Origin of the sequence: Archangium sp. (assembly GCF_045802675.1) — a bacterium.
Lineage (GTDB): Bacteria > Myxococcota > Myxococcia > Myxococcales > Myxococcaceae > Archangium.
Genome location: NZ_JBJMQO010000036.1, coordinates 1 through 13297, shown reverse-complemented (window position 1 = coordinate 13297; position 13297 = coordinate 1). Strand labels below are relative to the sequence as shown.

Below are 13297 nucleotides of genomic sequence, written 5' to 3'. Positions count from 1 at the left end.
GAGCAACCCCGAGCACGTGGCCTTCACCGTGCGCGTGCGCAACCTGCTCGACCGCGCGGGCCTCATCGCGCGCCCGGAAGCCAAGCCCATTGGCGGGTGATAGGGATCTGCACCGTCAGCAACCGCGCCGTACCGCGCCGTGGGCACTCCGTACGGCTGCTGCACGGCGCGGCGGGGCCTTCGCGCTCCGCATCATGGCCGTGCCCGAAGGCAGCCGGTGGAACACCTGTGAAAAAAGAACAGGGAGGGAACACCGCGCAGCTCCGCCCGGTGCCCCTCCCCGCCCATTCAACCCACGTTCACGCGGCCTGCTTCTTCTCCGCACGCAGTGACGCGGGCTGCGCCTCCATCCCGGCTTGCAGCGCCTGGACGAGCCGCTCCATCTCCTCCACCGGTACGTCATACAGGGTGACGAGTGTCTTGCCATCCTGGTTGCGTGCGTTGAGGCGCACCGTGGCAATGTCCTTGAAGTGCTGCTCGATGCTGTCCTTGAGGAACAGCGAACGCACGGCATCCGTCACCGCGATACGTGCCTTGCCGCGACTGCGCACCGCCCGCGTGGTCCGCCGCACCTCGTCCACGAAGCATTCGCTCAAGGGCTTCCACAGCGTGGTGTCGTCCCTGCCCTCCAGGGATTCACGTCACGCGGAGGCGTGCTTCCCCGGCACCGAGAGGGCGGGCTCGGCGTCCATGCCGTCCTGGAGCGCCTGGGTGAGCCGCTCCAACTCCGCCACGGGGACCTTCGCCGCGGGCGCGGCCCGCTTCGCCCGCGTGGCGCTCTCCACGTCGTCCACGCTGCACTCGGCGAAGGGCTTCTTCACCATCTTGCCGTCGTCCTGCGGCACGTCGAGGACCAGGGTGTTCGGATCCGTCGGCGCGGTGGCGCTGACCGCATCCAGGTAGCGGATCACGGCACGCAGGCGGTACATGCCGTACTGCATGCAGGTGTCCGCGTCGAAGCTACTGGCCACGATGCCGTAGTTCGTCAGGGTGGACTGCGAGAGCGCCTTCACCTGCTGGCTGAAGTACTCCTGGGCGGTCTTGTACCCGGCCAGCTCCGCCAGCTTCCGGCTCACCACGTGGTTATACATCACGCCGATCTGGTACTGGAACGTGCTGCTCTGCTGGGCCATTTGGTTGGCTCGTTGCCTCTGGCCAAGGGTTCGAGCGCGTACGGTAGCGGGAATGCCGGTGCGTCACACCGTCACCCTGGTGACTCAATCCAGTTTGGAACCACTTCATGGAGGAGTGGCCAAGCTCTCACCGGAGGAGCGAAAATGCGCCAGTTCCCCAGACGGTTCCTCGCAATCGTCGCAGCAGCTGTTGCCCTCGGAACCGCGAGTGCGAGTTACGCAGCGTTCGCCCAGGACACCGCGGCTTCCGGCAGCCAGCCTGCCGACTCCACGCGCTTCATCAACAAGAAGGTCCAGCGCACGCCCAAGGCGGTGATCGTCACCTTCGATGACACGCAGGTGGATGGGGTCCACTGAAGGTCAGCGGCCTGGGGCTGAAGGCGAGAGGACGGCCGCTGTCGAGTTTCAAGGCTGCTCCTCGAGCAGGTTGGGCACCACCAAGGCAGTCCGCTCGGAGCACCAGGGCGCTGTCGAGCATCTCCCCCGGATGTCACAAACCCGGGGTCCTCCCTCTACCTCCTGAAGTCCGTGATTCGTAGCACCCCCTCGTGACGGACTCGGGAGGAAGGTCATGGAGGGCTCCATGCATGCGAAGGAAGGGCTGCCTCAGGCGGAGGAGATCCTGATCGAAGAGGTGGAGCGGTTGCTCGACGACGTCGCTCCCGACGAGGCGGACACCGCCGCCCTCTACGTGGAGACCCCCGAGAGCTTCCTGCAGAAGGGCTCCGACGAGCGGGCCTTCGGTATTCCCGGGGCCGGGTTCGCCAGCCTGGTGGGGCCCGTGCTCGTCAGCTTCGTGGTGATGATCGCGAAGTCCTTCATCGAGCACGTGGTGAAGAAGGGGACCGAGACCGCCGCCACGTCCTTCCTGGCGCGCCTCATGCGGGCGTTCCGGTTGGCGCCGGCCCCGGAGGCCGTACGCAAGGAGAAGACCGTGGCGACCATCACCACCGCCCTCATCGAGGCGGGCTGGGATGCCGGACGGGCGGGGAAGACGGCGGAGAAGGTCTGGAGTTCCGGGGTCAGCGCCGGTCAGCGCCTGGCGGCTGTCAGCTGAGCCCGTCATGAAGAAGCAGCCCAATTCCCAGATGGCCGAGTTGGGGCCGTTCTACCAGGTGTGCTGGCTGGGGCTCTTCGCGTGCGCCCTCAACCTGCTGGCCCTGTTCTGCTATGGCCTGAGCCTTGGTTTCGGCTTGAACCGGCCCGTCATCACCGGGGGAGCCATGGTGACGTTCCTCGTGACCTGGCGTGTCATCCACGGGCGCCAGAAGCACAGGCTGGAGGAGCGCGCGGCCCGAGGTGTCACTCCCGTGCGTCCCCGCCTCCAGCACACACTCGATGCGCTGGGTGACAAACTCCGGGCGTTCTCGGGGGATGCCTCCGCGAGGCTCGTCCTGCTCCCCGAGTCCGCGGTGGTGCTCTCCACCTTGCGCAGCAAACGCGGGCCGGTGGTGGAGATGACCGTTGGATTCTTGAACACCTACGCGAGCAACCCCCGCCTCATGGAAGCCGCGCTGGCCCATGAGGCGGGTCACATCGCCGCCCGGGACGTCGAGCGGTTCCTGCGGATGCTCAGCCTCATGCGGACGCTGGCCTGGTTCGCGCTCCTGTGCCTCTCCTTCTGGTGTGTGACGTTCGTCGTGGAGCCGAATCCATCTGACCTGGCCTTGGTCCTCTTCGTGACCGGACCCGTGCTCATGGCCCTCGTGATGGCGCTCGCCTGGAGCGCGCTGCTCGTGGCTCGCGAGGTCCAGGCGGATGCCTTCGCCGTGAAGGTGCTGGGGGAGCGGCACCCCATGGAGGCCTTGCTGGAACGGCAGCTCGCCCGGCGTGCGGCGCAGGCGGGCCGACGGAACGTGCTCCAGCGGCTGCGCACGTGGCTCATTCAGCCCGACTTGCGCTGGCGTTCCACCCTCCCCTTCCTTCGTGGCCGCCTGGGCGCGCGAGTCGAGGCGAAGCTGGGACTGGCCACGGCGGCCTTCTTTTCCACGCTGTTTTTAAGCATGGCGCTGTTGTGGCTCACAGTGCTGTCGTGGAGCGTGACCTCCCTGACCGATCTCGAGGCCGTGGCCGCGGCCCTCGAGGCCAGCAGCTCCGACGAGGCCTTCGCCACCTCCGTGGGAATCGTTTGTCTCGGGATGGCCCTGGGCGCCAGCACGTGGGTCGTGTGGATTGCCTACCGCTTCTACTGGGTCCGCAGCCGGACCTCGGGGAGAGGAGACTCCGGCACGCGGTCCTCCGGACTGAGGAGCGTCCTGTTCTTCGTTCTGCCAGGGTGGGCTTTCTTGGTGGTGGAGCTGCTCTACCTGAACTTCCCCGAGGAGGGGGTGAAGGAGGGAGTCATATGGGATGGACTCCTGATCCTGCCGACCCTGGCGGTGCTCCTCTGGGCCGTCGGGAAGGTGTCCCTGGTGAGCACCCGGGAGCAGCGACGCGAACGGCCCAGTCTCACGCGGGCGTTCCTCTCGCTCCTCGGCATCCTGGTGCTGGTAGCGGCGGCCCTATTCGTAACGGGGTTCGTAACGATGTTCGTGGCGGCGACGGTGGCGCTTACAAGGGGCGCACCCGTGCCTTCGCCAAGCCAGCTCACGGGGGTGGCGGTGGAGCTGAGCCAGGCTTGCATTTTCACGGTGAGCCTGGGAGCGGGGCTCCTGGCCCATCGTTTGGCCGCGCCCGCTCGGACTTCCGGGCCCCACGCGGAGGCCCCTCCCCGAGGTGCGCCCGGAACTGACGCAGCCGGGGAGGCGCACGACCCTCACCCCGACCCTCGCCCGAAGGGAGAGGGAGAGGAGGTCAGCCCGGCAGCAGGAAGCGGGCGATGACGCGCTTGAGGCCCACGCCCCCTCCGAATTCCACCGTCACCTTCGCGTTCGGCCCGCTGCCGTCCGTCGAGATGATCTTCCCCATGCCGAACTGCTCGTGCCGCACCCGCATCCCCCTCACGTCCCCGCCCACCCCGTCCATGTCCGAGGCCTGTGAGTAGGTCCGATCGATGCGCGGCCCGTCGTCCTCGTCCGCCCAGTTGCGCTTGCGCACCACCATCGGCGCGGACTTCGGCGCCGGCGTCTCCAACTCCTGCTCCGCGATGCCGAAGAGCGACTGCGGCACCTCCCGCAGGAAGCGCGAGGGCGGGTTGTAGCGCAGCTCGCCGAACAGCGAGCGGCACTGCGCCAGGCTGATGAACAGCCGCTTGCGCGCCCGCGTGAAGCCCACGTAGCAGAGCCGCCTCTCCTCGGCCATCTCCTCCCCGTCCGGGTCTTCCGCCGCCAGCGCTCGCGAGTGCGGGAAGACTCCGTCCTCCATCCCCGTGATGAACACCGCGTCGAACTCGAGCCCCTTCGCCGCGTGCAGTGTCATCAATGCCACGCGCCCCTCGCCCACCTCCGCATCCGCCTCGCCCACCAGGCTGATCTGCTCCAGGAACGCGTTGAGCGGCGGCACGTCCGCCGTCAGCGGCGAGTCGTCCAGGCCCTCCTCCTCCGGTGGCCGCTCGGGCACGTCCTCCTCGCCCTCCTCGTCCCCCACCGACGCCGCCGCCACCGCCGCCGCCGCCCGGTTCAGGTCGAACTCCTGCGCCGCTCCCAGGAACTCGCGCAGGTTCTCCGCCCGCGTCATCGACTCGTCACTGGCCTCCGTCTCGAGCGACTCCACCAAGTGCGACTCCTTCAGCATCTGGTCCACCGCGCTCGCCGCGTCCTTCGTCTCCTGCGCGTACGCATGCAGCGACGACACCACCGCGTGGAAGCCCGTGAGCCGCCGCACCGCCGCCGAGTTCAGCCCCGTAATCCGCTCGGGCGCAGCGGTGGCCTCGTACAGGCTCACCCCCGCCTGCTGCGCCCAGTCCACCAGCCGCTCCACCGTCGTGTCGCCAATGCCTCGCGCCGGCGTGTTGATGATGCGCAGCAGGTCCGCGTCCGAGCGCGGATTCACCATCAGCCGCAGGTAGGCCGCCGCGTCCCGCACCTCGGCCCGGTCGTAGAAGCTGCGCCCGCTCACCAGCGTGTACGGCACCCGCGCCAGCCGCAGCGCCTCTTCCAGCACGCGGCTCTGCGCGTTGGTGCGGTAGAACACCGCCATCCCCGAGTACTTGATGAACCCCTCGCGCTGCAGCTCGTGGATGCGCCGCGCCACGTCCTGCGACTCGGCGCGCTCGTCCCGGTTCATCAGCAGCTGCAGGTGCTCGCCCTTGGGCCGGTCGCTCCACAGCTTCTTGGGCATGCGCCGCGTGTTGCGCGCGATCACCGCGTGCGCCGCGTCCAGGATGTTCTGGTCCGAGCGGTAGTTCTGCTCCAGCTTCACCACCCTCGCGCCCTCGTACTGCACCGGGAAGTGGAGGATGTTGTCCACGCTCGCCCCGCGCCAGCGGTAGATGGACTGGTCGTCATCGCCCACCACCACCAGGTTGGGACGCCGCTCCGGCGGGGCCAGCAGGCGAAGCAGCTCGTACTGCACCGGGTTGGTGTCCTGGAACTCATCCACGAGGATGTGCTGGAAGCGCCGCCGGTACTGCGCCACCACGTCCGGGCGCCTGCGGAAGAGCGCCACCAGCAGCAGCAGCAGGTCCCCGAAGTCCACCGCGTTCGCCGCGCGCAGCAGCCGCTGGTAGGCCCGGTAGGTCTTCTGCACCACCATTCCGCGCAGGTCCTCCGAGTCCACCTCCATGTCGTCCGGCAGGCGCGCCGCGTTCTTCTCCTGATCAATCCGGTGGAGGATCTCCCGCGGCTGCATGATCGGGTCCACCCGCACCTCGCGCATGGCGCGCTTGACGAGGTTGAGCTGATCCCCGTCGTCGTAGATGACGAACGAGGGGGTCAGTCCTCCCGTCACCGACTCCTGCGACGCATCCCCCGCCACCGCGGGGTCGCGCAGGACGCGGCGGAGAATCATCGACGACGAGGAGTGGAAGGTGCTCACCACCAGCTCATGCGCCTGACCGCCGAGCAGGTGGGCGAGCCGTTCCCTCATCTCCCGCGCGGCCTTGTTGGTGAAGGTCACCGCGAGGATGCGCCAGGGGTAGACGCCGCGCACCTGGACCAGGTGGGCCACCCGGCGGGTGATGACGCGCGTCTTCCCACTGCCCGCGCCCGACAGTACGAGGAGCGGACCGTCCCCATGGAGGACCGCTTCCTTCTGGGGCTCGTTCAGGTCTTTGAGGAGTTCGTTCTGGGCGTTCAAGGCAGGCGCCATTTCTAGAGGCAAACCCTGCTTCTAACGAGTTTCCGCCCATCCGGAAGGATGTTCCACGCAGGGGCCCGCTCGCCTGCCCTGTCGGGGAGCCTCGCTCAGCGCCCAGGTGCGGGTCTCAGCACCCGCAGTCGCAGTTCTCCACCGCCGCTCCGGCCACCTCGGTGCCGTCCTCGCGGATCAGCCGCACCGCCTGCGAGGGCCAGGACTCGTGCAGCAGCAGCTCCACCTGCCCGTCCCCCTCCAGGTCCAGCACCCCCACCACCTCGTCCCCGGCCAGCTCCTTCACCGGCAGCGGCCGCTCAGCGCCTCCCGGCTCCCGCACCACCGCCCGCGTCACCTGCTGGTTGTAGTCCGAGCCGCACAGCGAGTTGCCCTCGCCCGTGCGGAAGCGCGCCACCGTGAACACGGCGTGCCGCTCCCCCGAGCCGTAGCTGAACGTGCTCACCTCCTCGCTCAGCTCCTCCTGCACCTGCTCGGCCTGGATGGCTCCCTCGGAGCGCAGCGCGGCGAAGCGCGGCGAGCGCCTCAGGGCCTCCTCCTGCGCGGCCTTCACCTCGTCGGAGGGCGCGTCTGCGGACGTGAAGAACACCGGCGCCTGGGTGCCCGCGGGCAGCGCGAACACCCGCGCCTCCGGCTCCACCGCGCAGTCCAGCTCGGCGAAGGCCCACGCCCGGCCACACCCCGGCGCCTCGGGCGGCGGCTCCTGCTGGAAGTAGCCGAAGTGCGGCACGCCCCGGTTGATCCACGCGAACCCCGTCACCTCGCAGCCCGCCTTCACCGGGCCCTCCGCCCCGTACAGGTCCACCTTGTCGCCCTTCGCGAAGAGGCCCGTCGGATCCTGCGCCACCGCCCCCATCCACAGGCTCCGGCGCGCATCCATCGGCTCGAGCGCCACGCTCTCGCTCGCCTCGCCCAGCAGCATGAAGGTGCGCCCCGCGTGCGACTCCACGAAGCGCGGCACCGTCTGGTGCTTCAGCGACTCGGCGCGCGCGGCATGGGCCTCGGCGCTGGCGCGGCAGAAGGCGTCCCTGGCCTCGCGCTCCGGCTCCAGCGGCCCGGCGTTCTTCACGTAGGCTTCCACGCCCGCCCCGGCCAGCTGCTGCTGGTAGGCGGCCGCCTCCGCCCGGGCCGCGAAGGCCTTCGCCACCACCACCTCCAGGCACGGACGCAAATCCCTGAACGCGTTGGTGGACAGCCGGTACGGCTCGGCGGGCAGCCCCGTCTTCTTCAGCGCCTCCAGCGCCCCGCTGCCCTCCCCCGGCGTGGCCGAGGAGTGGATGATGACCAGCCACGTCTTCGCGTAGCGTGCTTCCGGCGGCGGCACGGCCACACGCGGAGTGGAAGGCTTCGGCGCCGCGGCGGCCTGTGGGGAGGCCTGGACCGGGGCCTGCTCGGAGGTCCCACAGGCCCGAACACCCGAACACCCCGACATGGCCAGCAGCACGAGCACCCGGAGACGCGACAGGCGAGGCATGCCCGACGTTCTACCAGTAGAGTCGCGCCCATGTCCGACGCCGAGGCCCGTCCCACCCAGGAGCAGCTCGACCGCTACGCCGAACAGTTCAACCGCAGTCAGACCATGCGTCTGTTCGGCGCGCAGCTCAGCTTCCCCCAGGGCCAGAAGGTGGTCGTCTCCCTCCCCGAGGTCCGCTCCGAGCACCGGGGCGGCCTGGGTACCTCCGCCATCAACGGGGGCATCATCTCCGCCCTCTTCGACTACGCCATCGGCTGCACGCCCGCCCTCCTGGACCCCACCCGCCGCGCCGCCACCATGCAGCTGTCCATGAGCTTCGAGCGCCCCGTGCGCGGCGACACCGTGCGCATCGAGGCCACCATCGACAACGCCGGCACCTCCACCCTCTTCGCCTCCGCCCGGATGTATGACGCGGAGGGTCACGTGTGTGCCCGCTGCCAGGGCGTGGTGAAGCTGTCCCGGATGAAATGGGCCTCGGGCGACAGCCCCGCCGTCAACTGAAGCCCCCTCCAAAGCCCGCGCCCCCCGCCCCGTCCACCCCCATCGATATGTCCACCGACACCGGACGTTTCCCAGGCACCGGGGAGCAGCGAGACCCCCGCGGGCCCGCGGAAGCTCGGGAAGAGACTCGGGAAGACACGATGGGTGTGGCCTTGGTGCAACCAGTTCGGAGCGTGGTGCGACAGCCAGAGGAGAGCGCGCGACCGGGGGGGAGCACGCTGGAGGACGAGGCCGAGCTCACGCGCCGTGCCCTGAACGGGGAGCGCACCGCCTGGAATGCCCTCATCTCCCGCTACCACCGGCGCGTGGTGGTCTCGCTGCTCGCCCGGGGCATCCGCGTGGACCGGGCGCATGAAATCGCCCAGGAGACGTGGGCCCGCCTCATCCAGCAGCAGCAGAAGGGGATGCTCCCCGAGCTGCGCCTGCCCAACCTCGCCCTCACCCAGGCGGCCTTCCTCGCCGCCGACGAGGCGCGCCGCACCCGCCGCGAGTCCCTGGCCGGCCCGGTGGAGGAGCTGCCCGAGGCCCACCACCCGGTGGACCCGTCCGTCTCCGCCGAGCGGCGCCTGCTGTCCGAGGAGCAGCTGGAGCGGGCCCAGGCCGCCCTGCGCGAGTGCTCGACGAGCGCCCAGCGTGTCTTTCAACTGGCGTGCGACGGCCAGGAGCTGCCGCACGCCGAAGTGGCCGCGCGCGTCGGCCTGTCCGTACAGCGCGTCCGACAAATTTTGTGCGAGGTCCGCAAGAAGCTGCGGAGCGCCCTCGAGGAGGAAGCACCATGAACCCGCCGCACATCCGCCCGGCCGACGCCGAGCAGTACGTCCTCGGTGCGTTGGAACCGGAAGCCGCGGCCGCCCTCGAGGCCCATACCCTCGACTGCCCTCCCTGCGCCCTCGTCCTCCAGCACGAGGCGCTTCTCGAGGAGCAGCTGCGCGAGGTGGCCCAGGCCCCCGCCGCGCACTCGAACGTCCTCCGCCCGGCCTTCTGGAGCCGGGCCCGCTCTTCCGCCGCCGCGGGGGTGATGATGGCGGCCGCGGCGGCGGTGACGCTGCTCGTCCTCCGCCCCGAGCGGGCCGTGCACCCTCGGACCCAGGACGAGGACTTCCCGGTGCTGGCGCTGCCGGTGGAGCTGCCGGAGTCTCCCGAGCGGCTGGTGGCCTGCCCGGACCTGGACAGCCAGGAGACGTGCGCCTCGGAGGCCCTGGCGCGCGGGCTGCTGGTGCAATACCCCCAGGGCGTGGGCGAGGTGCCCCGCTACGAGGGCTACGCCGGACTCCCCGCGGGCGCCTTCAACGACTCCGGGCCCCATTCGCTGTGAAAGGTACCGCCATGAACTTCCGGATGAAGCAGCTCCTGGCGCTCCTGTGGATGGCGGCGCTCGCCGTGGGAGGCCAGGCCTCGGCCGCGGACGACAAGAAGGGCCTGCCCGCGGGGTGGTTCGTCACCGAGAGCGCCCCCAAGCTGTACGAGGCGGGCCTGGACACCCAGAGCCCCTGCGAGGGCAACCGCAGCGCCTTCCTGCGCTCGCTCCAGCCGAGCCCCAACGGCTACGGCACCTTCATGCAGGCCTTCGCGGCGCAGGGCTTCCGGGGCAAGCGGCTGCGCTTCTCCGCGGTGGTGCGCACCGAGGACGTGCAGGGTTGGACGGGCCTGTGGATGCGCGTGGAGGGAGAGGATCCGAAGGAGCCGCTCGCCTTCGACAACATGCAGTCGCGCGCGGTGGTGGGCACCACGGACTGCAAGCGCTACGAGGTGGTGCTGGACGTGCCCCAGGAGGCCAAGGCCATCATGGCCGGGCTGATGCTCAGCGGCACCGGCAAGGCGTGGATTGGCGCGGTGCGCTTCGAGCCGGTGGACGCCTCGGTGGCCGTCACCAACCTCATCGCCGACCGGGCTGCGCGGGCCCTGCCCTCGGGCCGCATCGGCGATGCCCTGTTCAACGCGGAGCGGGTGGACGCGGGCATGTTCCGGTTCTCCCCGCAGCCGGACGGCGCCTGGAAGAGCAACCAGTCCGACGTGCTCACCCTGGTGGGCAACACGGTGAAGGGCACCCTGCGGCAGCTCCCCGTGAACGTCACCGTGCGCACGGGCGGGCCCGCCACCTTCATCCAGGGCGTGTGGGGCAACGAGCAGGTGTCCATCGAGCTGGGCCCGGAGAAGCTGGTGATGAAGAAGGGCATCAACACCCGGGAGCTGCTGCGCGAGGACGAGCGCCGCGACGACGGGCGCTGCATCCGCTACCGCAACGCCAATGGCATCTACGTGAGCGACTACCTCGACGTGTGCGGCCTGGCGCTCAGCAAGAATCCGCCGTCGCTGCCCCTGGTGCTCGCCTTCCTCACCAATGACTTCCGCTCGGTCTCGGCCCAGCGGGGTCCCATCTCCCCGCCCGCGGCGCCTCCGGACCGGATCAGCGGGCCGCCCCCGCGCGTCCACTGAGCGCGCGCCCCCTGGCGCCCACTCGCCGGATGTGCTGAGCATCCAGCACATGGAAACGCAAAAGCGCACCGCGCTCGTGGCTGGCGCGAGCGGGCTCGTCGGAGGCCACCTGCTCGACACGCTGCTCGGGGACGAGCGCTACCAGCAGGTGCACTCGCTGGGCCGCCGCCCCCTGCCGAAGCAGCACCCGAAGCTCGCCCAGCACACGGTGGACTTCGCCCGGCTCGAGGACTCGGCGCTGCCCGCCGCCCAGGACGCCTTCTGCTGCCTGGGCACCACCCTCAAGAAGGCCGGCAGCCAGGAGGCCTTCCGCGCCGTGGATCATGACGCCGTGCTGGCCTTCGCCCAGGCGGCGAAGAAGGCGGGCGTGCAACGCTTCCTCGTGGTGACGGCGCTCGGAGCGAATCCGCGCTCGCGCGTCTTCTACAACCGCGTGAAGGGCGAGGTGGAGCAGGCGCTCGCGGGCATGGGCTTCGAGTCGCTCATCATCGCCCAGCCGTCGCTGCTGCTCGGAGCGCGCGCGGAGAGCCGCCCGGGCGAGCACGCGGCCATCATCGCCTCGCGCCTGCTCGCGCCGCTGCTGCGCCCACTGGCCAGCCGTCCCATCGAGGCGCGGACCGTGGCGCGGGCGATGGCCGCCCTGGCGCTCGAGGCCCCGAAGGGCACGCGGGTGGTTCCCTCCGGGGAGTTGCAGAAGCTCGGCCGGTAGCGCGAGGGGCACGGCCCGGGGCGCAGCAGCGCGCAGATTGTGTGCATCATTTTCCTGCTCGCCGACTCCTTCACTTTCAGCAGGGCCAGGTCGGCCCTCCGAAAGTGAAGACCATGCCTTCTCTCCGAAGTCTCCCCTGTCTCGTGGCGGTGCTGCTGCTCTCGCTGGCGGCATGCACCTCGCCCCAGCAGCCCACCGGCTCCGTCCAATTCGCCGCCTCAGTGCAGGCTCTCTCCGCCAGTGACATCACCCGCGTCAAGGTGACGATCTCCGCCTCGGATATGTCGACCATGACCTTGGACCTGGCCAAGTTCAACGGCTCCTGGGGCGGAATCATCGGCAACATCCCCACGGGCGCCAACCGCACCTTCCTCGCCGAGGCCTACGACTCCACCAGCACCAAGCGCTTCCAGGGGCAGGCTTCCGGCGTCACCATCAGCGCCAACCAGACCACCGCGGTGGCCATCACCCTCCAGGAGATTGCTCCGCCTCCGGCCTACGGCAATGACGGCCCCGTCATTGACTCCATTGTGGCCTCCATCACCACGGTGCAGACAGGCGGGTCCATCACCCTGACGACGACGAGCCATGACCCCAACACGGGGGACACCCTCACCTACTTGTGGACGGGCACCGCCGGCTCCTTCGCGACCTCCACGGCCGCGAACAGCTCGTGGACGGCGCCTTCTTCCGCCGGCATCTACACCCTCACCTTCACCGTGACGGACTCGCAGGGGGCGGCCGCATCGATCTCCCTGGCCGTCAACGTCATCTCGAGCGCCACCAGCGGCAGCGCGAACCTCACCATCTCCTTCAACCTCTACCCCGTGGTCACCAAGGTCACCGCTTCTCGCACCCGCCTGGACGTGGGTCAGTCCGTCAACGTGACCGCCACCGCCTTGGATGCGGATGGAGATCCCCTCACCTACCAGTGGACAGCACCCTCGAGCTGCCCCGGCACCTGGACGAATTCGACGTCCAGCACCGCCACCTTCGTCCCTTCCGCCATCCCGTCCGGCGCGTGTGGCAACTGCCTGCTCACCGTCACGGTCCAGGACGGCCGCACGGGCACGAACAAGGGGACGATCAACCTCTGCGTGGCCGCCGCCACCACCGAGCGCTTCCCCGCCCAGTTCACCAATTACTACCAGTCCGCCGCCACCACCTCGCCTGGCCAGACGGTGACCTTCGACGTCACCGCCATGGACCCGCAGTCCAGCACCATGACGTTCTCCTGGGTGGCCAATATGGGGGGCTCGCTGGCTGGGGCGCAGAACACTGCCACCACCAGCCATGTCGTGTGGACGGCGCCTTCCTGCGCGGTGACGGGGACGACCACCGCCGTGACCGCCTCCGTCACCAATGCCTACGGTGTCTCGGCCTCGAAGGCTTTCACCCTGACGGGCCTGCCAGCGTGCGCGTCGGGCTGGGCCGCCGCCGGTACCATGAGCACCAACCGCCAGTACCACACCGCCACCCTGCTCAGCTCCGGCAAGGTGCTCGTCACGGGAGGCGTCAATGGCGGCCCCTCGACCGCGGCGGAGTTGTACGACCCGGCCACCACTTCCTGGTCCGCCGCCACGATCATGGCCACCGCCCGCTACCAACACACCGCCACCCTGCTCAACTCCGGCAAGGTGCTCGTCACGGGGGGCATCGGAGGCAGCGGCTACCTCAACTCCGCGGAGGTGTACGACCCGGCCACCAACTCCTGGTCCTCCGCCGGCACCCTGGCCACGGCTCGCTACCACCACACCGCCACCCTGCTCCCCTCCGGCAAGGTGCTCGTCACGGGGGGCAGCGGAGGCAGCGGCCACCTCAACTCCGCGGAGTTGTACGACCCAGCCACCAACTCCT

Annotated in this window: 13 protein-coding genes; 9 read left to right on the top strand and 4 right to left on the bottom strand. The window is 69.7% G+C overall.

Translation table 11 applies throughout. The annotated features are described in order from the left end of the window. Positions 1–299: 299 nt before the first annotated feature. Positions 300–596 (bottom strand): hypothetical protein, encoded by a 297-nt coding sequence (locus ACJ8AN_RS10880; protein WP_407755225.1) that lies wholly within the window; start codon positions 594–596, stop codon positions 300–302. Positions 597–641: 45 nt separating this feature from the next. Beyond that, entirely contained in the window at positions 642–1133 is a 492-nt protein-coding gene (locus tag ACJ8AN_RS10875) for a hypothetical protein (RefSeq protein WP_407755224.1), read from the bottom strand. A 144-nt stretch (positions 1134–1277) separates the two neighbouring features. Between ACJ8AN_RS10875 and ACJ8AN_RS10870 the strand changes: the two genes are divergently transcribed. The 3 genes from ACJ8AN_RS10870 (at position 1278) to ACJ8AN_RS10860 (ending at position 3955) form a co-directional block, all read left to right on the top strand. Then, on the top strand, positions 1278–1490 hold the full coding sequence (locus ACJ8AN_RS10870) for a hypothetical protein (RefSeq protein WP_407755223.1): 213 nt from the start codon (positions 1278–1280) through the stop codon (positions 1488–1490). 226 nt (positions 1491–1716) lie between these two features. After that, positions 1717–2190, top strand: coding sequence for a hypothetical protein (locus ACJ8AN_RS10865; protein WP_407755222.1), 474 nt, complete (start codon positions 1717–1719; stop codon positions 2188–2190). 7 nt (positions 2191–2197) lie between these two features. Then, positions 2198–3955, top strand: a complete 1758-nt coding sequence (locus tag ACJ8AN_RS10860) for a M48 family metalloprotease (RefSeq protein WP_407755221.1) — start codon at positions 2198–2200, stop codon at positions 3953–3955. Here the strand turns inward: ACJ8AN_RS10860 and ACJ8AN_RS10855 are convergent. Both ACJ8AN_RS10855 and ACJ8AN_RS10850 read right to left on the bottom strand, forming a co-directional pair. Further along, a complete protein-coding gene (locus tag ACJ8AN_RS10855) occupies positions 3927–6320 on the bottom strand; it encodes an ATP-dependent helicase (RefSeq protein WP_407755220.1) in 2394 nt (797 codons plus the stop codon). The genes ACJ8AN_RS10860 and ACJ8AN_RS10855 overlap by 29 nt on opposite strands. Before the next feature lie 115 nt (positions 6321–6435). Further along, on the bottom strand, positions 6436–7794 hold the full coding sequence (locus tag ACJ8AN_RS10850) for a hypothetical protein (RefSeq protein ID WP_407755219.1): 1359 nt from the start codon (positions 7792–7794) through the stop codon (positions 6436–6438). 30 nt (positions 7795–7824) lie between these two features. Here ACJ8AN_RS10850 and ACJ8AN_RS10845 point away from each other — a divergent pair, with 30 nt between their 5' ends. The 6 genes from ACJ8AN_RS10845 to ACJ8AN_RS10820 form a co-directional block, all read left to right on the top strand. Further along, positions 7825–8295, top strand: coding sequence for a PaaI family thioesterase (locus ACJ8AN_RS10845; protein WP_407755218.1), 471 nt, complete (start codon positions 7825–7827; stop codon positions 8293–8295). Between the two features lie 176 nt (positions 8296–8471). Next, positions 8472–9074, top strand: coding sequence for an RNA polymerase sigma factor (locus ACJ8AN_RS10840; RefSeq protein ID WP_407755217.1), 603 nt, complete (start codon positions 8472–8474; stop codon positions 9072–9074). After that, the gene (locus ACJ8AN_RS10835) at positions 9071–9610 is read left to right on the top strand and encodes a zf-HC2 domain-containing protein (protein WP_407755216.1); all 540 of its coding nucleotides are present in this window, start codon (positions 9071–9073) and stop codon (positions 9608–9610) included. The genes ACJ8AN_RS10840 and ACJ8AN_RS10835 overlap by 4 nt, the downstream gene beginning before the upstream one ends. A gap of 11 nt (positions 9611–9621) precedes the next feature. Further along, the gene (locus ACJ8AN_RS10830) at positions 9622–10731 is read left to right on the top strand and encodes an AraC family transcriptional regulator (protein ID WP_407755215.1); all 1110 of its coding nucleotides are present in this window, start codon (positions 9622–9624) and stop codon (positions 10729–10731) included. A gap of 49 nt (positions 10732–10780) precedes the next feature. Then, a complete protein-coding gene (locus ACJ8AN_RS10825) occupies positions 10781–11440 on the top strand; it encodes an oxidoreductase (RefSeq protein WP_407755214.1) in 660 nt (219 codons plus the stop codon). A 113-nt stretch (positions 11441–11553) separates the two neighbouring features. Then, positions 11554–13297, top strand: a 1744-nt coding sequence (locus ACJ8AN_RS10820) for a kelch repeat-containing protein (protein ID WP_407755213.1), incomplete at its 3' end; no start/stop codon positions are given.